The sequence below is a fragment of the Halostella pelagica genome (genome assembly GCF_004762015.1).
Lineage (GTDB): Archaea > Halobacteriota > Halobacteria > Halobacteriales > Natronoarchaeaceae > Halostella > Halostella pelagica.
Genome location: NZ_SJES01000004.1, coordinates 266,885 through 288,087 on the forward strand (window position 1 = coordinate 266,885; position 21,203 = coordinate 288,087).

The window sequence follows — 21,203 nt, forward strand, 5'->3', positions numbered from 1 at the left end:
GCCATCGTCTTTCACCCCTCAGCGAAATGGAGTTTCAGCGCCACCGATTTATTATTTACTATTCACAGTCGGATAATTTACGCGAGGATGCTGTTATTTTACCGTTAATCACGCGGTTTCCCGGTTCCGGAGGCACTGAACATTTCACTGTCGGACGCTGATCGTCAGCCATGAACATGCTCGTGGACGGCGAGTGGCGGACCGACGCCTACGAATCGACGAACGAGGAGGGTGAGTTCGAACGTCAGGAGACCTCGTTTCGAGACTGGGTCCGGGACGCGCCGGGCGCGAAATTCACCCCGGAAGAGGGCCGATACCATCTGTACGTTTCTCTCGCGTGCCCGTGGGCGCATCGTACGCTCGTAACCCGGGCGTTGAAGGGATTAGACCACGCTATCTCCGTGGACGTCGTCGACCCGTATCGCCAGAACGACGGCTGGGAGTTCTCGCCGGAGAAAGAGGACTGTACGTCGGATACGATACACGGGTCGGATTACCTGCGTGAGGTGTACACTGCGGCAGACCCCGAGTTCACGGGTCGAGTGACCGTTCCCGTTCTCTGGGACCGTAAGCGAGAGACTATCGTCAACAACGAGTCCGAAGAGATAATGCGGATGTTCGACCTGGCATTCGACGATATTGCCGCCAACGACGTGGACCTGTACCCAGAGGGGTATCAGGACGACATCGACCGGATCATCAACGAGATATACGAACCGATCAACAACGGGGTGTACCGCGCCGGGTTCGCTGACACGCAGGAGGCGTACGAACGTGCAGTCGGGGAACTGTTCGACGCGTTGGACCACTGGGACGAGATGCTGGCGGATCGGCGATATCTCGCTGGGGACCGTCTCACCGAGGCCGACATCGCGATGTTTACGACACTGATCCGGTTCGACGCCGTGTATCACACCCATTTCAAATGTAACGTCAGGCAGATCGCCGATTACGACGATCTCTGGAGCTATCTGCGTGAACTGTACCAACTCCCTGGAGTAGCGGAGACAGTGAACCTGAAGCAGATCAAAACGCATTATTACCGCAGTCACACTGACCTAAACCCGAAGCAGATCGTTCCCGCGGGTCCCGATATCGACTTCACCGTGGACCACGACCGGGACCGTCTTCCCGGTGGTCCGCCCGCCGCTCTCGACCGGTAGGCGATTCTTTCTCCAACTGATCTATTGTTTTCCCTCGTTTATATTAGGCAAATTTATTATGTTGGAGATATTTGAAGTTCAAAAGGTACGTAGCTATGGACCGACATCTACCATCATCGGAGGACGAACGAGGTGCGTCTAACACACTCGGACTCGTCATACTGTTTGGAATGGTTCTCGTGGGGGCCACGCTTATTTTCCTCATCGGCGGAATGGCCACCGAACAGATAGAACAGGAAAACGAGGTCCAGTCCGCGGAGATGTCGATGCAGGAAGTTCGGTCAGACATCGCTTCGCTGTCATCCCGCGGAGAAGGGTCGACTGAACTGCGTATGAACGCTGACGACGAGGTCTCGATCGTCGCCGACGGCGAGATGACGTTCACTATCCACGGGTGGACAGAAACCGGTACGTACAGGGACGACTGTACGACGAATCTGGCGCTCAACTCGTTCGAGTACGAAAACGACAACGGGGAACGCGTCGCGTATCAGGGTGGCGGCGTCTGGAAGCAAACGAACGGCGGGAGCACGATGGTGTCGCCGCCGTCGATCTCGTACCGATCAGAGCGTATCGACGGCGATACGTATCGAACGTTCGACTTCAGCGTCGCCAACCTCACAGGTCGAATCGACAACTCGGGCGAAACCACCGCGGCGGTGAACAAGACGTGGACGCGCGAGAGACAAGAAACGATAACGAACGAAATGTTCTGCCGCGACGATGGCAACGGGAACGTAACCCGCGTTCGGAGCCTCCAGATCACGGTCGAGAACAGCACCTACTACGACGCGTGGGGGCGATACTTCGAGACCAAGATGGGCGATTCCGGCAACGTCACCGTCTACGATGGCAACCAGACGGTGGTAGTCCGCGACCTGCCACTCGGCAAGGGCGGTCCGATCGGAGTTCCCGGCCACGACGACCTGCTGGTCGCAGTGAACAACACTGCAGGCGCGGATACGAGTCACAAACTAACGTTTGGCGTCAAGGAATCGGACGGGATCACCGGGGACACACTGGAAGGTATCAAGATCAAGTACGAGGACGGCGAGACTGATCTGGCCGACCTCAAGGGCAAGGGCCCCGGTGTGCGTGGACACATCAACCAAAACCGGTCCAAGATCTATCGCGCCGACGGCGGCACCGTAGACCTGAAGAACCACATCGATAGCTACAGCGTGGACACGAGTGACAACACGATCGAGTTCCAATTCGACGATAGCGTCCAGATCAACGCTAACGACACGATCGCCCTCGAATTCGGCAGCCAGAACCGCAACGGCAAAGACGGGAAGGTAACGAACCCCGGCAGTGCCGGCAACTACAACGCGACGGTGAAACTGAACGACGACGACGACAGCAAACGAACGGGATACCTGAGAATCGGCGACGATGACGGCGTCCCGGAGTACGCCGACGAGTGTCCGAACGTCGACGGCGAGGGCCGGAACGGTTGCGGCGTCATCTCCGAGGACGAGGACGAAAACGCGCTCCGACTGAACAGTTCGTCCGGGACGATCGAACTCCTCGGGACGGAGATCGCCGAGGAGCGGACAATCAATAAGACCGTGGCGGAACGCAAACCGCTTGACGTAATGTTCGTGCTGGACCGGTCCGGGTCGATGGGCCAGCATAATTGCCAGTGGGTACGTGACGAGAGGAACAGGGACAAGGTGGATTGGGCGGCCGTCGACGGCAACTACTACACCGTGCCGGACGAGGTCGCCGTGTGGGACCAGTATGAACGTCAGTGGAAGACATCCGGCCAACAACTGTATATCGAAGGTAATCGTCGACTGACTGTCGCCGACTATGAGTGCGACCCTGGAATGGACCCCGACGGCAAGCGGGTCGAGGCGACGCGGAGCTTCGTCGGCGCGCTCAACGCCTCCGCCGGCGACAAGGCCGGTGCGGTCGAGTTCAACAGCGACCTCCACCACCGCCACGACCTCACGGCGGACTTCGACGCCCTCAACGGCAGCATCACCGACACGGCTAACGGGGGAACCAACATCAGCACGGGACTCTACGGTGCACTGGACGAACTCGAAGAGGGGGGCAACGACGAACAGGTCGTCGTCCTCCTGAGCGACGGGGAGAACAACGTCAACGGCTACAGCCAGTCGCAACTCGACGAGATGACTCGCGACGCCGCGGAGCGCGCGGCCGCGAACAACGTCACCGTCTACACCATCGGTCTGGGAGAGGGCGCTGACGAAGATCTCCTCGGCGATGTCGCCAACGAGACCGGTGGGGAGTACCACTACGTTGATGGCGCCGAGGACCTGGAGGACATCTTCGAGCAGATCGCCGGGGACGAAACTCGCGATCGGACCCGTGCAGTCGAACACAAGACGGTAGAGACGGAAGTCCAGATCGGTGGCAAGACGTACTCGCTCGACCCGTCCGCGGCCGACGGTCCCGTCGATCCCGACGGGCCCGGAGGTGCCATCAATGATCCGACGCGGAGCGGGTCCGTCAAGTTCAGAGTCGACAACCTTTCTATCGGCTCTCTGCTGTCGTTCTCGGCTCGGTCGGTCGACTGTACCAACGGGACGGACACTGGACTCGAATCGGACCACAACGGCGACACGTACGCACACACGACGTGTAACGGTACGAGCGGGACGATAGACGACGTCGACAACAGTTCGAAGTCTGACCACCAGATATACACTGACGGCGAAGATCTGCCGACCCTGTCGACCGCATGGTGGCAACCCGACATCGAGAGCATTCTCGACGACGACCACCACAGCGGCGGCGAGTTCGACCTCGGCGACGACCAGGCGATCATCGTGATGGAACTCGACAATCCGAACGCCAGCCACACCGACTACACGGTGTTCCTGTACGATGCCGACGCGGGCGACCGAAGCAACGGCGGTTCGAACAGCAACGCGAATCCGGACGACGACAATCAGTACGTGATCGACATCTCGCCGATTCAGGTCGATGTCGGCGACGACGGCTAACCAGTCGGTTCCGGTCGGCGTTCGTTTCGAAGAAATACGGGTCCGGTAGCGGTTCAGTTCCCGAGTCGCGTCCGGACCGGACGAATCACTCCGTCACGACGATAGTACCGACCATTCCCCCGGCCTCGTGGGGGAGACAGACGTAGTCGTACTCCCCCACAACTTCGAACGTCTGTTCGTAGGAGTCGCCCGTGGTTAGAACTCCCTCGTTCCTCTCTCTCCACCCCTCCCGTGCGGCATCTTCCGAGTCGAAGCCGCCGGAGGCGAAGTACGCCGCGTCCTCGGGGATCTGGCTGCCGTAGGCGGTGACGGTGTGGCCCTTCGAACTCGTGTTCTTCCAGGTTACTGTCTCGCCGACAGTAACTTCGTACTGCTGCGGGTCGAACGCCGAGGAGGTCATGCCGATATCGCAGTCGCCGTCGCAGGACGCGCCGGCGGAGCCGAGCGACGCGAGACATCCGGAGAGGGCCGTTGCGCCTCCGCCCGCCAGGCCAGCGAGGTACGTGCGGCGGTTCATACTCTCGTGTCGGGTCGGCGACGACATATGCTCGCCGGTTCGGCACGACCGACCGGAGCGCCTGCGGGGTAGAACATAAAAGCGTAAGGGAGCGGTACGCAACTCCGACAGTATGCAACCGCGGTTCGTCGGGCGACTCGGTCCTGCCGACGCCGTCACTGTGTTCAATGCAGTCGTCGGCTTCGTCGCCGTCATCGTCGCGCCCGTGAACGCTCGGGTTGCGGCGAGGCTCGTCTTGCTCTCGGCTATCGCCGACGGTTTAGACGGCGTCGTTGCCCGCTGGGCCGGCGGGTCGGCGGCCGGGGAGTATCTCGATTCGCTCGCGGATGTCGCCTCCTTTGCCGTCGCGCCTGCCGCAGTCGTCGTCGCTGCCGTCCGGACGGAGTGGGCGTTCTCGCTCGTCGATCCCACGGCGGAGACGGTACTCGCAGTCGGACTCCCCGCCCTGTTCGTCGCCATGGCCGTGACGCGCCTGGGGATGTACACGGCGTACGACACGGCCGTGGCGTCGACGGAGGGTGCCCCCAGTACGCTCGCGGCGACGATCCTCGCGTCGGCCGTGCTCGCGGGCATCGCACAACCACAGGTGTTGCTCGCCGGAACGGCAGTGTTCGTCTACCTCATGGTGTCGACGGTCCGTTACCCCGACCTCCTCGCCCGGGACGCCCTCCTGATGGGCGTCGTCCACTCGCTGGCCGTCCTCTTTCCCGAGTTTCTCGGCCGGACGTTCCCGTACGCCTTGCTAACGCTCGGAATCGCGTATCTCGCGCTCAGTCCGTGGTTCTACTGGCGCGACGTGGAGTCGGCCGAGAACGGAAACGCTTAGGGGGCGTACAGACACAGTTGCAGGTATATGAACACGAGTGCGCCGTCGGCAGTCGCCGCGCGCCGAAGGGACGCGCTGGAGGTGTCGGCATGAGCGGTGAAGAGGACGAGAGCGAAGCGACGCCGGACGAAGAACCGGCAGAAGAAGAGACGGCGGACGACGGACCCGCCGACGAAGAGACGCTCCCCGACACAGAGGTCACGGTCGAGTCACTCCGCGAGCGACTCGACGCGATCGAGGCGCAACTCGACGAGGCCGAGACGGAGGACGACCTGGACGACGTCGAGGCCGAGATCGAATCGCTCGAATCTGACCTCGAATCGGCCGACCTTCCCGAACCCGACGACGAGGACGAGGAAGCGCCCGCCGAGGAGATAGAAAGCGAGAAAGAGGACCTCGAGTCGGAGCTAGAGGAAGCACGCGGCCCCTACGCCGAAGACGTGGTCGCGGACATCGAGTCGGCCGAAACGACCGTCGCCGAAACCGAGTGGACCGACCGTGGCGAGAGCGAAGCCGCGGAGGCCGTCGAATCGTTCGTCGAGAGCGTCGACGACATCCTCGACGAGTCCGTCACCCTCGCGGGCGAATCGATCGAGGATTTGACCGCCGCTCTCCAAGACGCCGGGACAGCCGTCGAGACGGCCGATCTCGACCCCGACGCAGACGCAGAAACCATCGCGGCACTGCTCGACGCGACCGACGAACTCCAGAGCGATCTGGACGAGGCCGAGGAGTGGGACGACCTCTCCGTCCGCGAACAGCTACAGGCCCAGGGGTACTACGACGTGCTCGACCACCGCAAGGACTACCCGCCCGAATGGGGCGCGCTGAAGGTGTGGACCAAACGCGGCCGCGCCGACATGGTCCTCCTTGCGCTCGATAGTTTCGAGTCCGACTTCATGGAGGACCACTGCCTCGACGCGCTGAAGCGCCTCGGCCCCGAGGAGGCCGTTGATCCGATGCTCCAGCGCGCGAACAAGCGCGACAAGGACGCTATCGAGGTCCTCGGAAAGATCGGTAGCGAAGAACCCGTCGATACGCTCGTCGAGTACGTCGGTGACGAAGGAAACCCGGGCCTCCGGAAAGTGACGATGAAAGCGCTTGGCGAGATCGGCAGCGATGACGCGACGCAGGCGGTCGCGAACGCCCTCGACGCCGACAGCGAGGAAGTCCGAAGCCACGCCGCCCGCGCGCTCGGTCTCCTCGGCGACACCCGCGCTATCGACCCCCTCGCCGACGTGCTCGACGACGACGAGTCGAACACGGTCCGCGCGAGCGCCGCCTGGGCGCTCAACCAGATCGGCACCGAACGGGCGCTCGAAGTGCTTGGCGACTACGCCGACGACCGGGCCTACCGCGTCCAGAACGAAGCCGAGAAGGCAGTCTGACGGAACTCTCCTCTCCACAGGTTTATCACTGAAGGGGCGGCCAACGCCGCCGTGCTCTCGCGTACGGTGGCCGTCCTCGTGCTGGTCGCGCTTGCAGTTCCCGCAAGCGGCGGCGCTGTCCCGGCGGCGACCGCTTCCGTTCGCGCGTCTGATACTGACGGCTGTACCTTCGGAACGATACTCGGACCTCCGGTGGTCCGCGATGCTTCAAGGGATTACAGCCGGCAGGGTGAGGACCCCCGGATCGTCGCCGTCTATCCCGATCCCGTCGCCGAGGGCGACCGCGGCGAATTCGTCGAAGTCGGTTTTCCCGAGCCGGCGAACCTCGCGGGGTGGTCGATCACCGACGGCGAGACGGCGGTTCCCCTCCCGAACCGCACTGTCGAGGGACGAGTGGCCCTCACCCCCGACCCCGCGGCGGCACGCAACCTCACCGACCGTCGGGTTCTGGCGCTGGGGGACCGCCTCGAACTCGCAAACGGCGGGGAGTCGGTCGAACTCCGACGCGGGAATACGACGGTCGACGCGGTAACCTACGACCGCTCGAAAGAGGGTGAACGCTGGACGGCCGACGGGTGGGTTCCGCTGGGCGCGAGCGACCACTCACCCGCGGTTACCGCCGAGGTCGGCGTCGAGGTGTTCGCGTTGCCAGACTCGCCGGACGTTCCCGTCCGAGCGCTCTCGGGTGCCGACGACAGGATACTGCTCGCCGGATACACGCTGTCCTCGGAACGCGCGGTCCGCGAACTCGAACGGTCGGCCGCGCGCGGCGTCGATGTCCACGTCCTCGTGGACGACAGCCCAGTCGGCGGGACGAGCGAGCGACAGGTCGACGCGCTGAACCGCCTCGCGGAGAGCAACGCGACCGTGCGGGTCGCCGGCGGTGAGCGCGAGCGGTACCGGTTTCACCACCCGAAATACGCCGTCGTCGACGACCGGGCGCTGGTGCTCACCGAGAACTGGAAGCCCTCGGGTACCGGCGGCGGGTCGAACAGAGGGTGGGGCGCGTTGGTCCGGGACGCCGCCGTCGCCGAAGACCTCGCCGCCGTGTTCCGCGGGGACTGGGAGGCCGGCGACACTGTTGCCTGGGAAACACACCGCAAAGACGTCGATCCGGTCGACGGGAACGCCTCTCGGGAGACCTACCCCGAGCGGTTCGCACCGCAAAACGTCTCCGTGGAGCGCGTCCGCCTACTAACCGCGCCGGACAACGCCGAAGCGGGCATCGTCGGAGAGATCCGCGACGCCGAGGAGTCGGTCCTGGTCGAGCAGGTGACGCTCGGCGGCCGGGAGACGCCGCCCGTGCGGGCGACCGTCGACGCCGCGCGCCGCGGCGTCCGCGTGCGGGTCCTGCTATCCGGTGCGTGGTATGCCCGAGAGGAAAACCGGAAGCGCGTCCGTTGGCTGAACGCGCTCGGCGAGCGCGAGGGGTTGGATCTGGAGGCTCGCGTCGCGGACCCACGCTCGCGGTACGAGAAGATCCACGCGAAAGGCGTCGTGATAGACGAGCGGCGGGTCGTCTTGGGGAGCGTCAACTGGAACAACAACTCGCTCCGGGAGAACCGCGAGGTCGCCCTCGTCCTCGTAGGCGACGAGGTGGGACACTACTACGCCCGCCTGTTCCGTGCGGACTGGCGCGGCGGGGCGGCGCGAGTGCCCGCTGGGGTCGCAGCGGCGCTCGCTCTGGTGACGCTTTCGGCCGCGGCGTACGGACGGAGAGAGATCGAGTTCGAGTAGCGGTCAGCCTGTCTGCTGTAAGCACGTGAGGATAGTGAAAAATTGCTCGATTCACCGGTCGCAAACAGCGCGGTACGTTATGTGCGTATCTACACAATTACAGCCGCAGTCTCAGTCCCGCTGGACCGTACTCGACAGTTCCTCGTCGATGTCCGCGGCGGCCATCTTCTCGACGAGGGAGTCGAGGACCTCCTCGCGGCGGCCCTGGACGAACTTGATCGAACCGACGACGAGGTGACCCCCGCCGCTGACGCCGCCGCCGACGATACCCTCGTCGAGTTCCGAGACCATCGTCGGAATGTCGAGGCGGACGCCGTCGGACCGGAGGACGGCGAAGTCCGGTCCGTAGCCGATGGTGATGACAGGGTCACCGGTCTCCTCGACCTTGCGGTCGTGTATCTCGCCGGTCGTCTTGCCCGGCGCGGGGTAGGTGAATCGGTGCGCGTAGTTCTCCACGTCGATGCGGTAGAGGTGTGCGCCGTTGTCGAGCGCTTCGTGTTCGACGTGAGACATCGCGGCGTCGAGTTGCTCCTCGACGTCCTGTCGGGCGCGGTCGGCGAGGAAGTCGACGAGTTCGCGGTGGCGCTCCTCGTCGTCGCAGTCCACGTTGAGCACGTCGTTGATGAGGTGGCGACCGTCGTCGTAGCGGAGCCAGTGAGCCTCGTAGTCGAGCGCCTCGCTGATGTCGCGAAGCGTCTCCTCGTCGTACCCCTCCTCGCGGGCGAGGTCGACGTAGTCGCTCATCGCGTCGGCCTTCGAGCGGTCCGAAAGACCGGCGACCGCGGGGACGTGCCGGAGTTCGTCCTCGATGTCGGGGTAGATCATCCGGGCGAGTTCGACGCACATCATCCCCGTCGTAATGCGGTAGTCCTCGTCGTGGAGATACGGATTGACGTGGGCGTCGAGCAGGTCTCCGACCGCGTCGGGGTCAGGATGGTGGTGGTCGACGACGGCGATCGGGATGTCGTAGTGGGCGAGGTTCTCGTAGGCGGGAACGTCCTCGGCCGTGCTACCGTTGTCGAGCATCAGGAGAAGCGGGAGTTTCTGGCCGTGGCGGGCGCGGTCCTCCAGCGCGAAGTTGAGGTCGCGGGTGGCGTCCTCCATTTCGTAGAACGGGGCCTTGCTGGGCAGGCGCTTGAGGAGGTGCCGCGGCGCTTCTGGGTCCTCGTGGGTGTCCTCGATGAACTGCTCCAGCGCGTACTGGACGGGGACGCTGGCGCACATCCCGTCGCCGTCCGCGTGGTGCCGGACGCGGATGGGGCGACTCTCCAGCACCGTCTCGCGCAGGAGCCGAGCGACTTCGCGGAGGTCGTCGCGAAGCTTTTCGAACTCGGGCCAATCGGTGAGCGGGTCGACGTCGTGCGGTTCGGCGCGTTCCTCCATCGCCGCGCTGAGTCGCTCGCGAACCGACGTGGCGTCGTCGCCTTCGAGTTCCTCCAGCGAGTCGACCTCAACCTGGATTGCGTCCTCGCGGCGTTCGACACCGCCGCCAATTCGGACGACATCGTCCACGTCGACTTCGGGGTGGGCGCGGACGCCCGCCTCCTCGAACGCGGCACAGGAGACGATCCCGGTCTCGTCGCGGACGTGGAAGATGGTCGGCCCGCCGGTCTGTTTGACCTGGACGACTTCGCCCTCCAGGGTAACCGTCTCGCCGACGCGCTCGTCGAGGTCGCCCGCGTCCGCTATCTCGTACTCGTGTTCGACCGGGGTAGTGTCGTATTCGTCGACGTCGACTGTTTCGAATGCGACGTCACCGTTCTCGCGGACCTGACCGAGTTCGACGACGAGTTCGTCGCCGACGGCGTACGTGCCCGAGAGATTCGACTCGTGGACCAGACCGGAGACGTTGTCCGAGAGGTCGACGAAGAGGCCGTAATCCACGACACCGTTTACCGTCGCGAGATACGCTTTCCCCTCCTCAATATCCTCTATTGTGCAGTCCGCTGTGAGATCGTAGACAGTAGCGTCGCCGGCGCTCCCGCCGGTATCGTCTGTAGTCATCTTGTTTGCCGTTTCGGCGGGCCCGGGTTTAACGCTTGTTAAGACGCACGGCATCCCCGTGGCCGGCCCGCATCCGGAACGTTTAGCATCCGGAATCCCCGAGTCAGGGACATGGGCCTGTTCGGGTCGTTGTTCCGGTCGGGCGAGATTCTGGGGATCGCCGAGGAGACGCTGGAGTTCGTCCTCGAATCCTCGGAGGACTCACACCCGGACGAGTACATGGGATTTCTCCGCGGCACCGACGCCAGGGAACTGGGGCTGAACCGGGACGGAACCGTCATCACGGACGTCATCGTGATCCCGGGCACGGAATCGAACAGCGTCAGCGCGACCGTCAAGACGAGCATGAAACCGAACGACGTCAAATCGATCGGGTCAGTCCACTCGCACCCCAACGGCGTTTTGCGCCCGAGCGATGCTGACCTTCGGACGTTCGGCTCTGGCGACGTTCACATCATCATCGGCGCGCCGTACGGCCGGACTGACTGGCAAGCCTTCGACCGGAACGGCGACCCGCGAGACCTGGAGGTCGTCGACGTCAGGGTTCCCGACGCCGAGGACTTCTTCGATTTTACCCAGATGGACATCGACGACGAACTGCGCCGCGACGACGAACGCCGACGACGATAAATATGACAACAGTTATCGCACAGGGGACGTTCGACGTACTACACCCCGGTCACGTTCACTACCTGCAGGAGGCGGCGGAACTGGGCGACGAACTACAGGTGATCGTCGCCCGACGTGAGAACGTGACGCACAAGGCGAAACCGATTCTGCCGGACCGCCAGCGCCGGGACATGGTCGACGCTCTCGAAGTCGTCGACAGCGCCCGTCTAGGCCATCGCGAGGACATCTTCGTCCCCATCGAAGAGATAGCTCCCGACTACATCGTGCTCGGCCATGACCAGCACCACGACGAGGCGGCTATCGAGGACGAACTGCGACGGCGGGGGATCGACTGCGAGGTCAAGCGCGCGTCTGCGCGGGAGCCACGGTTCGAGGGCGAACTCCTCTCGACGGGTCGGATAATCGAGCGGATCCTGAACGAACGCGGGTGACGGCGGCGCAGTCGCGTGGTGGACGCGGGACTTCGATGTCCCGACGAGTTGGGATACTACTTAGTGCCTAGCGAGCTCAGCCTCGGCCGGATGACACGACGCGACGACCTCGACCGGTTCTACGATATCCTCGACCGAGTCGAGGCGGCGGTCGGTGGAGCGCGGAAACTGAAGGACTGTCACGGCCGTATGGACTGGCCCGACCGCGGCGTCTACTTCTTCTTCGAACCGGGCGAGCGCCGAGAAGCGGGGGACCAGCGGCGGTTGACCCGCGTCGGGACCCACGCTGTCTCTGCCGGAAGCGGGACGACGCTGTGGGACCGGCTGAAACAGCATTACGGGACGGGCGCTCGCAGTAGCGGCCATCCCCACGGCGGGAACCACCGCGGGTCGGTGTACCGCAAGCGCGTCGGCGAAGCGATCATCGAGCGGTACGGTCTCCGCGAGGACTACCCCTCGTGGGACGCGCGCTGGGCCGGTATCGAACGGGACCGCGACGCGGTCCGCGACGAGGAGTACGTTCTCGAACGCCGAGTTAGCGCGTACATCCGCGAACAGCCGTTTCTCTGGGTCGACCTGGACGACGAACCGGGACCGGACAGCGACCGCGCGTTCGTCGAACGCAACGCGATAGCGCTCGTCAGCAACGTCGGAACGGAGACGATAGATCCCCGCAACGACCGGTGGCTCGGGCGGGACAGCCGAAGCCACGCGATCCGTACGTCCGGCCTGTGGAACGTGAACCACGTCGAGGAGACGTACGACCCCGCGTTTCTCGACGTACTCGCCGACGCCGCGGAGCGGACAGCGCCGCCGGAGTGACAGACGACCCGTCACCGTGACGACAGAGATACGGGGCCGCCCTCTGAACGTCTCTGTATGGACAAGCAGGAACTCCGCGAGCGGACGTGGGACGGACTCGAGGAGAGCGGGGACGCGCGCTTTCCGTTTCCGCCCCACGGCCGCATCCCGAACTTCGCCGGCGCTGACGAGGCGGCAGCGCGCCTGGCTGAACTGGACGTGTGGCAGGCCGCCGACGCCGTCAAGGCCAATCCCGACTCTCCCCAGCGCCCCGTCCGCCGGCGCGCCCTCGAGGCGGGCAAGACGGTGTACATGGCGGTCCCACGCCTGCGCGACGAGAAGTGTTTCCTCGAACTCGACCCCGACTGCATCGACGACTACGACACGGCGACGACGATTTCGGGCTCGTCGGAACTCGGCGTGCAGGTCGGGCCGGACGAGATGGAGTGTATCGACTTCATCGTGAGCGGGAGCGTCGTCGTCGACGACCGCGGCGCGCGCATCGGGAAAGGCGAGGGGTACAGCGACCTGGAGTTCGCCCTCCTCCGAGAGGTGGGACTTGTCGACGCGTCGACGGCCGTCGCCACCACCGTCCACGAGATTCAGGTCGCTGACGGTCCCCTGCCGACCTCGGCGCACGACGTACCGATGGACTACGTCGTGACGCCGGAGCGAACGGTCGAAACGACCGGCGAGAACGTCCGGCCTGCGGGGATCGACTGGGAGACGCTCGACGAGGAGAAGATAGCCGAGATACCGGTTCTTCGGGAGCGCAGACCGTAACTCGCACTGCGGCTAAAGCACAACTGCCTGGCCGTCGAAGCGCAGGTATGGCTCCGAGACCGACCCGTCGGTCCCTCCTCCGCGGCCTCGCGTTCGCAGGCGCTGGCGGGCCGCTGGCCGGATGTAGCTCCCTCCCGGACTTCGGAAGCCCGCAGGAAAACGGCCCGATACCCGAGGGACCGACCGTCGCGCTCGAACCGGTCGCAGAGGGCCTGACAGCGCCCGTCGGCTTCGCCGTCGCGGACGAGGACCGCGACCGTCGCTTCGTCGCGGACCAGATCGGTCTGGTTCGCGTACACGGCCCGAACGGGCTCCGCGAAAAACCGTTTCTGGACCTGCGCGACGAGATAACCGGCTTCGGCGAGCAGGGGCTGTTGGGACTGGCGTTTCATCCAAACTTCGCCGAGAACGGCCGCCTGTTCGTCAGGTACAGCGCGCCACTGCGGGAGGGGACACCTGAGGAGTACAGCCACACGTTCGTCCTCTCGGAGTTCCGGGCCGACGAGAACCGCAAAGCGGCCGACTCGGAGAGCGAGCGGACGGTGCTAGAGATCCCGCAACCGCAACGCAACCACAACGCCGGCGCAGTGGCGTTCGGGTCCGACGGGTTCCTCTACGTCGCGACGGGGGACGGCGGCGGTGCGAACGACGTCGGGACGGGACACGTCGACGACTGGTACGACGAGAACGCCGGCGGCAACGGCCAGGACGTGACGGAGACCCTGCTGGGCGGGATACTGCGGATCGATGTCGACAGCGAGGCGCTACGCGTCTCGGGAGTCGGCGGCGACGACGCCGACGCTGCCGGCGAGGACGACGCCCCGTACGCGATTCCCGACGACAACCCCCTCGTCGGCGAGGACGGACTGGACGAATATTTCGCGTGGGGGCTTCGTAACCCGTGGCGGTTCTCGTTCGACGGCGACGGCCGCCTGTTCGTCGCGGACGCCGGCCAGGAACTGTTCGAGGAGGTGAACCTCGTCGAGCGAGGCGGCAACTACGGCTGGAACGTCCGGGAGGGAAGCCGGTGTTTCAGCCCCGACAGTCCCGGCGATCCGCCCGAGGACTGCCCGGACGAGACGCCCGAGGCGGTCCGCGGCGGCGATACGCTGGTCGACCCGATAATCGATTACCCACATCAAGCGGCGGGCGAGCGGATCGGCAGTTCCGTCGTGGGCGGACACGTCGCCGAGACTGACCACGTTCCCGACCTGGAGGGGACGTACGTGTTCGGCGATTTCAGCGCCTCGTTCGGCGAGCCTTCGGGGTCGCTGTTCGCCGCGACGCCGCCGGACGACGGCGGGCAGTGGTCGATGAAGCGACTGGTACCGGCGGACGGGCCGCTGGAACGGTTCGTCCTCTCGTTCGGCCGCGACCGCGACGGTCGCCTCTACGTCCTGACGACCCGGCAACTCGCGCCGGACGGCGAGAGCGGCGTGGTGTACCGGATCGACTCGGCAGAGGGTGACGGGGCGTCGTCGGACGGTGGAGAAACGACAGGGGACGAGGAGACCGAGGCGGGAGACGCCGATGAGGGTTCCGCGTCCGGCGGACAGTCGGGCTTCGACCCGATGGGGGCGGTCGCGGGACTGCTCGCCGGAGTGGGGTGGGTTCGAGGTAGGAAAAAGCGCTAAAGGGCGTTAGAGGTAGCCTTCCTCGGCGAGACGGTCGACGGCTTCTCGGAGGCGCTCCTTGCTTGCCGCATAGGAGATGCGAGCGTAGCCTGGCGTCCCGAATGCGCTCCCCGGAACGGTGGCGACGTGGGCGTCCTCGATGGCGTCCTCGCACCACGCGATGTCGTCGTCATCGACGGGCAGCATCATGTAGAACGCGCCGTCGGGGACGGCGACGTCGACGCCGTGGTCGGCGAGGAGGTCGACGAGCATGTCGCGGCGCTCCTCGAACGCCTCGGCCATTTCGGCGATCGCCTCGTCCGTGTTCCGGATGGCCTCGACGCCGGCGTGCTGGACGAAGTTGACGGCGCAGGAGACCGAGTGAGAGTGGAGCTTTCCGGCCTGGTCGATAAGCTCCTCGGGCGCGGCGACGTAGCCCAGCCGCCACCCGGTCATCGAGTAGGCCTTGGAGAAGCCGTTGACAGTGACCGTGCGCTCGGCCATGCCGTCGAGCGTCCCCAGGCTGGTCGGCTCCGGGCCGTAGGTGATCTCGCGGTAGATCTCGTCGGAGATCACGGTGATGTCGTGTTCGACGGCCAGGTCGCGGACCCCCTCCATCGCCTCGTCGGAGTACACCGCACCGTGGGGGTTGCCCGGCGAGTTCACGACGAGCAGTTCCGTCTCGTCGGAGACGGTCGCTTCGAGGTCGTCCAGTGCGGGCTCTAACTGGAAGTCGTGGGCGGCGGTGTCGACGCGGGAGACGCTGCCGTTCGAGAGCTTCACCATCGCCTCGTAGGACACCCACGCCGGGTCCAGCAGAACGACCTCGTCCCCATCGTCGATAAGGGCCTGGAACGTCTCGAACAGCGCCTGCTTCCCGCCGGGCGTGACGATGACGTTCTCGCGCTCGTAGTGGAGGCCGCAGTCCTCTTGGAGGTATTCCGCAATGGCGTCGCGGAGTGCGGGAATGCCGTTCGATGTCGTGTATCCGGTGTGGCCCGCGTCCATCGCGTCCTTGCCGGCCTGTACGATGTTTTCCGGTGTGTCGAAGTCCGGTTCTCCGACGCTCAGGTCCACGACGTCGACGCCTTCGGCCTCAAGCTTGGAGGCCTTGTTGCTGATGGCGAGCGTCGCGCTCGGTTCGACTCGTTCGACGCGGTCTGCGAAATCCATGCTCATGGTTGTAGCTCCTCGGCGAGTTGAACGGCGCTCTCGACCGCTTTCGCGCCGTTGTCGGTACGCGCTCGGGCCTCCTCCGGCGTCATTCCTGGGCCGGAGATGCCGAGAGCGACGGGCGTGTCGCGGTCGAGGCTCACGTCCGTGAGTCGCCCGTACGACGCCTCGGCGATCTTCTGGTCGTGGTCGGTGTCTCCGGTGATGATCGCGCCGACGACGGCGACCCCGTCCACGTCGTCCCGGCGGGCCAGTCGGTCCGCGGCGAGCGGCGTATCGTACGCGCCGGGGACGTGAATCGTCTCCGCGATCTCCGCGTCCTTCTCGGCAGCGGCCTCGCGGGCTGACGCTTCCATCTTCTCGGTGACCGGAGCGTTGAACTCCGCGACCACCAGTCCGAGCGTTACCATACTCGTCGGATGTAGCACCGCGGATAAAAGCACTGCCGTTCGTGGCGAGACTGGCGACGGTCATCGTCAGCCGTACAGTTTCGCTGTCGTCGGAACGGCGATGACAACTCCGTACGCGCACGGGGGATTCGAAGTATTCTCCGTCGTACTGTTCCAGCTTCGAACGAACGCGTCCCTAGCGGACCGGAAGATAAAGAGTTTCAACCCAGGGCTACGCTGGGAGGATCGATGGCAGACGATCGCTTCCTCGGCGGCCGCTCCCTCAGCGGCGACCGGACGGTTCTAGCAGTCGTCGGCTTCGCGGTTCTCGCGCTGGCCGTCCGGCTCTTCGCGCTGGGCTCACGCGTCGCACACTGGGACGAGGGGCGACTCGGGTACGCGATACTACGGTACGGCGACACGGGGACGTGGACGTACGACCCGTCGCTCCACGGCCCGTTTCTGTTTCACGTCAACGAGTTCCTCTTCGGCCTGCTCGGGCCGACTGATCTCACCGCGCGCCTTATCGTTGCGCTGGTCGGCGGGCTGCTCCCGCTCGCGGCGCTGCTGTTCCGGGCACGACTCGACGGCGTCGAGACCGTCGCGTTCGGGTTCTTTCTCGCGCTGAACCCGGTCCTGCTGTACTACTCGCGGTTCATGCGAAACGACGTTCTCGTCGCGGCGTTCATGCTGTTCGCGCTAGGGTTTTTCGTCCGCGCGTACGACGCGAAGTCCCCGTGGCACCTCTACGCCGGCGCTGGCGCGCTCGCGCTCGGCCTGACGACGAAGGAGAACGCGTTGCTGTATCTCCTCGCGTGGGCGGGCAGCGGCCTGTTACTGCTGGACCACCACCTGTTACGAGCCACCGAACCCGCAGACACCGCGGACGACGGGTCCCGAGACGCGCCGTCGGCCGACGGCGGAACGGGTGACGGGCCGGCCGACGGCGGCGACGCGGAGACCGCATCGACGGACGGCGGCGAGACGGCGGAGTCCGCTACGGACCCGCAGGGGACGGAGACAGCGACGGCCCAAGATGGCCCGTCGGACCGCCAGACGACGGATCCGGTGTCGAAGGTCAGGGAGTACGTGGCGACGTACGCCGCCGACGTTCGCTACTGGGGCGGCCACATCGCACTGGCGTTCGTCGAGGTGGTCGTTCTGCTGGTCCTGTTCTACGCGCCTCGGGGGGCCGAGGCCGGCGAACCCGGACTCGGAACCGTCTTCGACGACCCGGCGCAGTTGCCGGCGCTCGTCGACGTTGCGCTGGCCGGGACGTGGGACCGGATCGGATTCTGGATCAGCGGCGTCCAGCTTAGCCACCCCTACACGTCCTGGCTGATCTACTACGGCGAAACGCTGCTGGTCGCCGCCGCGCCAGTGACGGCGTTCGCTCTCGTCGGCTTTCTCGCCGACCGCTACGCCGAAGACGGCCCCAGAGACCTCGTCGCACTGGGCGCATACTGGGCCGGCGCGAGCCTGATATTCTACCCTATCGTCAGCGCGACGAAAGCCCCGTGGACACTGGTCCACGTCGTCGTCCCGCTAGCGATTCCGGCCGCGGTCGGTCTGGCCGCGGCCGTCCGCTATGGTGCGGAGGCCGTCGCAGACGACGACCCGGTGAGCACCGGACTGACCGCTCTCCTGCTCGTCACCGTCATCGTCGCGGCCGCCGGCTCCGGCGTCTACTTCGGCGTTCTCGCTCCCCAGTCCGCGGACAACCCGATGGTACAGTACGGACAGCCGGCCGGCGAGATGCGGCCGGCGCTCGACGACGCCGGCGTTGCCATCGAAGCCAACGAGGGCCAGGACGTGCTGTACTACGGCGAATTCTTCCACGTGGACAACGAGAGCCGAGCCGCCCGCTTACCGGTCGAAAACGCCACCGACGAGAACGGAATCCAGACCGAGGACAACTCCGGCTGGTATCACCGCCTGCCGCTCCCCTGGTATTTCGAAGCGCACGGCGCGGAGACGGCGAGCGTCGACAACGAGTCCGCGTTGGCCCGGACGATCGAGAACGAGTCGCCGCCGGTCGTGGTCGCCCGGGCCGAAGACGCGGATCTGGTCGAGGCATACGCCGACGGGTACGAGGCGCGGACGTACGAGCTCACGTCACCGGGGACCGAGATAGTGATCTACGTCGATCCCGAGGCCGGCGAGTCTTCGTAAGAGCGCCTCACAGCGATCCGATGTAACAACCCTTATGCGCCGGCGACCGGAACGCTCGCCCAACGATGAACCCGCCGCTTTCGACGCCAGGTCCGACGCTCGGCGTAGTCGGCGGCGGCCAGTTGGGCCGAATGATGGCCGAGGCCGCCGCGCCGCTGGGCGTCGAACTCGTCGTTCTCGATCCGACACCGAACTGTCCCGCATCGCCAGTCGTCCGCGAACAGATCGTCGGCGAATTCGACGACCCGGACGCGGTGCGTGAACTGGCCGACCGCGCCGACTTCCTCACCTTCGAGATCGAACTCGCGGACCCCGACCTCCTGGAGGAGGTCAGCGAGACCGCAGGCGTTCCCGTCCATCCCTCACCCGACACGCTCCGGACGATTCAGGACAAACTCGTCCAGAAGCGCGAACTGGCTGAGGCCGGGATCCCGGTGCCGGCGTTCCGCCGCGCCGACGACGCCGACGACCTGCGAGACGCGCTGGATGAACTCGGCGCGCCTGCCATGGTGAAGGCCCGGACCGGCGGATACGACGGTCGCGGCAACGCGCCGGTCGAGAGCCCGGACGAGGCCGAGGCCGTCCTCGACGCCGTCGGGGCAGACGAGGGCGGCGCGATGGTCGAGGAACTCGTCGATTTCGAGCGCGAGGTGTCCGTCATCGGCGTCAAGGGCGACGACGAGGTCGCGACGTTCCCCGTGGGCGAGAACGTCCACGAGGCGGAGATCCTCCGCGAGACGGTCGTCCCGGCGCGGACGAGCGACGCGGTGCGCGAGCGTGCCGAAGCGGTGGCCCGCGACGTGCTGGAGTTTCTCGACGGCTGCGGCGTGTACGGGATCGAACTGTTCGAGACGAGCGAAGGCGACATCCAGGTTAACGAGATCGCCCCGCGGCCGCACAACTCCGGGCACTGGACAATCGAAGGGGCGTCGACCTCGCAGTTCGAGCAACACGTCCGCGCCGTCACCGGGCGGCCGCTCGGCGCGACCGACCTTCGGTCGACGACGGCGATGGCGAATATCCTCGGGGACGTTCGCGAATCGAAAGATTCGCGAGCACATCAGAATCCTTCGGATTCTGAGGACGTCGACGAGCGCCGGACCGCCGAACTCCACGGCGTCGACGACGCCCTCGCGACGCCCGGAATCGGCTTCCACTGGTACGGCAAGCAGGAGGTGTACCCCCTCCGGAAGATGGGCCACGTGACGGCCTTCGGGGACGGCAGCGACCCCGACGAACTGCTTCGCAAAGCCCGCGACGCTCGCGACGAACTCTCGTTCGACACCTGACCGCGACCGGACTGAGGACTCGACGAAACTATGACACAGGCAGACTCCGTTTCAGAACTGATCGCATCGCTGGAAGCCGAGGCCGAACGGGACCGCGATCCCACGGACACGCCCGACGTGGGCATCGTGATGGGGAGCGACTCGGACCTCGACGTGATGATGGGCACCGACGACGACGCCGGCGCGTACGACGCGCTGACGGAACTCGGCTTCGAGGAGGTGACCGACTACGACGACCCGCCGGAGGCCCGGTTCACGTTCGAGACGTACGTCGTCTCCGCCCACCGGACGCCCGAACTGATGTACGCCTACGCCGAGACGGCCGCCGAGCGCGGCGTCGACGTGATCATCGCCGGCGCGGGCGGGAAATCGGCCGACCTCCCGAACATGACCGCCTCCATCGCGTATCCCGTCCCCGTCATCGGCGTCCCAGTCCAGGAGAAATCCGTCGACTCGGTCATCGGCATGCCGACCGGCGCGCCGCTGGTCGCGGTGGACGCCGGCAAGTCGTTCAACGCGGCGCTGTCGGCGGCGCAGATGCTCGCCCGCGAGTACGACGAACTCCGCGAGCGACTCGTCGAGTACCACGACGGCCTCCAGCAGTCCGTGGGCGAGGTGTCCCGCGACCTCCACGAACTCGGCACGCCCGGCTTTCGCGAGCGGGACCGCTAAACCGCTCCCGCCCCCGAAACCGCCCCGTCTGCCGGCTCTTCTCCCGCTTCGTCCGCCGAGTCGCGTTCCGATCCGTCGCTCGACGCTTCCTCCGGTTTCCCGTCCCGTTCCTCGACGCGGAGCTTCAACGCCGCGTTCATCGCCTCGAACCCGCGGCGGACGCTCTCCTCGTCCAGTAGCAGCGGGACGAGCAGACCGCCGAACGTCTCGCGCTGGACGAACCGCGTCCGGCCGTCGTCCGGGGACAACACGAACTCGTGTCGACCGTCGAAGAGGTTTGGAACCAGCAGCGAGCCCTTCCAAGCGAACTGTTCGGGTTGGTCCAGTGCCAGCGCGCGCGGATGGAACGTCATCCCCCGCGATCCCGGCGGTTCGACGCGGACTTTGAATCGCTTCCCCGGACGCGGTTCGCCTTCGACTCGCGTGATGAACGGGTTCCACGCCGGGTACGACCGGAAGTCGGTCAGGACGGCCCAAACCGACTCCGGCGGCGCGTCGATGGTCGTTTCGGCCTCTATCGTTCTCATGGGCGAACTGACGGTCGCCAGGGTGATAGTACCCTGTCAGCGTCGCGCTGTGGCGTGATACGCGTCTCCCCGAGACGCCGATCGGCGGCGTAGACGCTGCGACGGGCGCG

Annotated in this window: 18 protein-coding genes; 13 read left to right on the top strand and 5 right to left on the bottom strand. The window is 65.6% G+C overall.

Features of this window, described 5'->3' with window-relative positions:
* Positions 1-170 precede the first annotated feature (170 nt).
* Complete coding sequence (locus tag EYW42_RS12070) at positions 171-1,163, top strand: glutathione S-transferase family protein (RefSeq protein WP_135535543.1); 993 nt, start codon at positions 171-173, stop codon at positions 1,161-1,163.
* A 95-nt stretch (positions 1,164-1,258) separates the two neighbouring features.
* Complete coding sequence (locus tag EYW42_RS12075) at positions 1,259-4,141, top strand: vWA domain-containing protein (protein WP_135535544.1); 2,883 nt, start codon at positions 1,259-1,261, stop codon at positions 4,139-4,141.
* Between the two features lie 85 nt (positions 4,142-4,226).
* On the opposite strand, the gene EYW42_RS12080 is transcribed toward EYW42_RS12075, so the two are convergent.
* Complete coding sequence (locus EYW42_RS12080) at positions 4,227-4,658, bottom strand: plastocyanin/azurin family copper-binding protein (RefSeq protein ID WP_135535545.1); 432 nt, start codon at positions 4,656-4,658, stop codon at positions 4,227-4,229.
* A 112-nt stretch (positions 4,659-4,770) separates the two neighbouring features.
* Here EYW42_RS12080 and EYW42_RS12085 point away from each other — a divergent pair, with 112 nt between their 5' ends.
* From EYW42_RS12085 to EYW42_RS12095, 3 genes are all read left to right on the top strand, one after another.
* Positions 4,771-5,484 carry a protein sorting system archaetidylserine synthase gene (locus tag EYW42_RS12085; RefSeq protein ID WP_135535546.1) on the top strand — a complete coding sequence of 238 codons (714 nt, stop codon included), beginning with the start codon at positions 4,771-4,773 and terminating at the stop codon, positions 5,482-5,484.
* A gap of 89 nt (positions 5,485-5,573) precedes the next feature.
* Positions 5,574-6,872 carry a HEAT repeat domain-containing protein gene (locus EYW42_RS12090; RefSeq protein WP_135535547.1) on the top strand — a complete coding sequence of 433 codons (1,299 nt, stop codon included), beginning with the start codon at positions 5,574-5,576 and terminating at the stop codon, positions 6,870-6,872.
* Between the two features lie 51 nt (positions 6,873-6,923).
* Positions 6,924-8,609, top strand: a complete 1,686-nt coding sequence (locus EYW42_RS12095; RefSeq protein ID WP_237561318.1) for a phospholipase D-like domain-containing protein — start codon at positions 6,924-6,926, stop codon at positions 8,607-8,609.
* 111 nt (positions 8,610-8,720) lie between these two features.
* Here EYW42_RS12095 and EYW42_RS12100 read toward each other — a convergent pair whose 3' ends face one another.
* Positions 8,721-10,613, bottom strand: coding sequence for a DHH family phosphoesterase (locus tag EYW42_RS12100; protein ID WP_135535548.1), 1,893 nt, complete (start codon positions 10,611-10,613; stop codon positions 8,721-8,723).
* 111 nt (positions 10,614-10,724) lie between these two features.
* Here EYW42_RS12100 and EYW42_RS12105 point away from each other — a divergent pair, with 111 nt between their 5' ends.
* The 5 genes from EYW42_RS12105 to EYW42_RS12125 all read left to right on the top strand — a co-directional run bounded on the left by EYW42_RS12105 (position 10,725) and on the right by EYW42_RS12125 (position 14,892).
* On the top strand, positions 10,725-11,243 hold the full coding sequence (locus EYW42_RS12105) for a Mov34/MPN/PAD-1 family protein (protein WP_135535549.1): 519 nt from the start codon (positions 10,725-10,727) through the stop codon (positions 11,241-11,243).
* Between the two features lie 2 nt (positions 11,244-11,245).
* Complete coding sequence (locus EYW42_RS12110; RefSeq protein ID WP_135535550.1) at positions 11,246-11,674, top strand: adenylyltransferase/cytidyltransferase family protein; 429 nt, start codon at positions 11,246-11,248, stop codon at positions 11,672-11,674.
* Positions 11,675-11,764: 90 nt separating this feature from the next.
* Positions 11,765-12,496 (top strand): hypothetical protein, encoded by a 732-nt coding sequence (locus tag EYW42_RS12115; RefSeq protein WP_135535551.1) that lies wholly within the window; start codon positions 11,765-11,767, stop codon positions 12,494-12,496.
* Positions 12,497-12,553: 57 nt separating this feature from the next.
* Positions 12,554-13,258 (top strand): 5-formyltetrahydrofolate cyclo-ligase, encoded by a 705-nt coding sequence (locus EYW42_RS12120; protein WP_135535552.1) that lies wholly within the window; start codon positions 12,554-12,556, stop codon positions 13,256-13,258.
* Positions 13,259-13,305: 47 nt separating this feature from the next.
* Entirely contained in the window at positions 13,306-14,892 is a 1,587-nt protein-coding gene (locus EYW42_RS12125) for a PQQ-dependent sugar dehydrogenase (protein WP_135535553.1), read from the top strand.
* Between the two features lie 6 nt (positions 14,893-14,898).
* Here the strand turns inward: EYW42_RS12125 and EYW42_RS12130 are convergent, their stop codons facing one another.
* Complete coding sequence (locus EYW42_RS12130; RefSeq protein WP_135535554.1) at positions 14,899-16,050, bottom strand: pyridoxal phosphate-dependent aminotransferase; 1,152 nt, start codon at positions 16,048-16,050, stop codon at positions 14,899-14,901.
* On the bottom strand, positions 16,047-16,454 hold the full coding sequence (gene ribH, locus EYW42_RS12135; RefSeq protein ID WP_135535555.1) for a 6,7-dimethyl-8-ribityllumazine synthase: 408 nt from the start codon (positions 16,452-16,454) through the stop codon (positions 16,047-16,049). The genes EYW42_RS12130 and ribH overlap by 4 nt, the downstream gene beginning before the upstream one ends.
* 228 nt (positions 16,455-16,682) lie before the next feature.
* Between ribH and EYW42_RS12140 the strand changes: the two genes are divergently transcribed.
* The 3 genes from EYW42_RS12140 (at position 16,683) to purE (ending at position 20,566) form a co-directional block, all read left to right on the top strand.
* On the top strand, positions 16,683-18,605 hold the full coding sequence (locus EYW42_RS12140) for a flippase activity-associated protein Agl23 (protein ID WP_135535556.1): 1,923 nt from the start codon (positions 16,683-16,685) through the stop codon (positions 18,603-18,605).
* Positions 18,606-18,670: 65 nt separating this feature from the next.
* Positions 18,671-19,894, top strand: a complete 1,224-nt coding sequence (locus EYW42_RS12145; RefSeq protein WP_135535557.1) for a 5-(carboxyamino)imidazole ribonucleotide synthase — start codon at positions 18,671-18,673, stop codon at positions 19,892-19,894.
* A 30-nt stretch (positions 19,895-19,924) separates the two neighbouring features.
* The gene (gene purE, locus EYW42_RS12150) at positions 19,925-20,566 is read left to right on the top strand and encodes a 5-(carboxyamino)imidazole ribonucleotide mutase (RefSeq protein ID WP_135535558.1); all 642 of its coding nucleotides are present in this window, start codon (positions 19,925-19,927) and stop codon (positions 20,564-20,566) included.
* Here purE and EYW42_RS12155 read toward each other — a convergent pair.
* The gene (locus EYW42_RS12155) at positions 20,563-21,093 is read right to left on the bottom strand and encodes an SRPBCC family protein (RefSeq protein WP_135535559.1); all 531 of its coding nucleotides are present in this window, start codon (positions 21,091-21,093) and stop codon (positions 20,563-20,565) included. The genes purE and EYW42_RS12155 overlap by 4 nt on opposite strands.
* Positions 21,094-21,203: the final 110 nt, after the last annotated feature.

What these genes read in the sequence shown, in the direction of transcription:
- EYW42_RS12105 (WP_135535549.1), top strand. Translation starts at nt 10,725, where the DNA reads ATGGGCCTGTTCGGGTCGTTGTTCCGGTCGGGCGAGATTCTGGGGATC.
- ribH (WP_135535555.1), bottom strand. Translation starts at nt 16,454, where the DNA reads ATGGTAACGCTCGGACTGGTGGTCGCGGAGTTCAACGCTCCGGTCACC.
- EYW42_RS12110 (WP_135535550.1), top strand. Translation starts at nt 11,246, where the DNA reads ATGACAACAGTTATCGCACAGGGGACGTTCGACGTACTACACCCCGGT.
- EYW42_RS12130 (WP_135535554.1), bottom strand. Translation starts at nt 16,050, where the DNA reads ATGAGCATGGATTTCGCAGACCGCGTCGAACGAGTCGAACCGAGCGCG.
- EYW42_RS12085 (WP_135535546.1), top strand. Translation starts at nt 4,771, where the DNA reads ATGCAACCGCGGTTCGTCGGGCGACTCGGTCCTGCCGACGCCGTCACT.
- purE (WP_135535558.1), top strand. Translation starts at nt 19,925, where the DNA reads ATGACACAGGCAGACTCCGTTTCAGAACTGATCGCATCGCTGGAAGCC.
- EYW42_RS12100 (WP_135535548.1), bottom strand. Translation starts at nt 10,613, where the DNA reads ATGACTACAGACGATACCGGCGGGAGCGCCGGCGACGCTACTGTCTAC.
- EYW42_RS12075 (WP_135535544.1), top strand. Translation starts at nt 1,259, where the DNA reads ATGGACCGACATCTACCATCATCGGAGGACGAACGAGGTGCGTCTAAC.
- EYW42_RS12070 (WP_135535543.1), top strand. Translation starts at nt 171, where the DNA reads ATGAACATGCTCGTGGACGGCGAGTGGCGGACCGACGCCTACGAATCG.
- EYW42_RS12140 (WP_135535556.1), top strand. Translation starts at nt 16,683, where the DNA reads ATGGCAGACGATCGCTTCCTCGGCGGCCGCTCCCTCAGCGGCGACCGG.
- EYW42_RS12120 (WP_135535552.1), top strand. Translation starts at nt 12,554, where the DNA reads ATGGACAAGCAGGAACTCCGCGAGCGGACGTGGGACGGACTCGAGGAG.
- EYW42_RS12145 (WP_135535557.1), top strand. Translation starts at nt 18,671, where the DNA reads ATGAACCCGCCGCTTTCGACGCCAGGTCCGACGCTCGGCGTAGTCGGC.
- EYW42_RS12115 (WP_135535551.1), top strand. Translation starts at nt 11,765, where the DNA reads ATGACACGACGCGACGACCTCGACCGGTTCTACGATATCCTCGACCGA.
- EYW42_RS12090 (WP_135535547.1), top strand. Translation starts at nt 5,574, where the DNA reads ATGAGCGGTGAAGAGGACGAGAGCGAAGCGACGCCGGACGAAGAACCG.
- EYW42_RS12155 (WP_135535559.1), bottom strand. Translation starts at nt 21,093, where the DNA reads ATGAGAACGATAGAGGCCGAAACGACCATCGACGCGCCGCCGGAGTCG.
- EYW42_RS12080 (WP_135535545.1), bottom strand. Translation starts at nt 4,658, where the DNA reads ATGAACCGCCGCACGTACCTCGCTGGCCTGGCGGGCGGAGGCGCAACG.
- EYW42_RS12125 (WP_135535553.1), top strand. Translation starts at nt 13,306, where the DNA reads ATGGCTCCGAGACCGACCCGTCGGTCCCTCCTCCGCGGCCTCGCGTTC.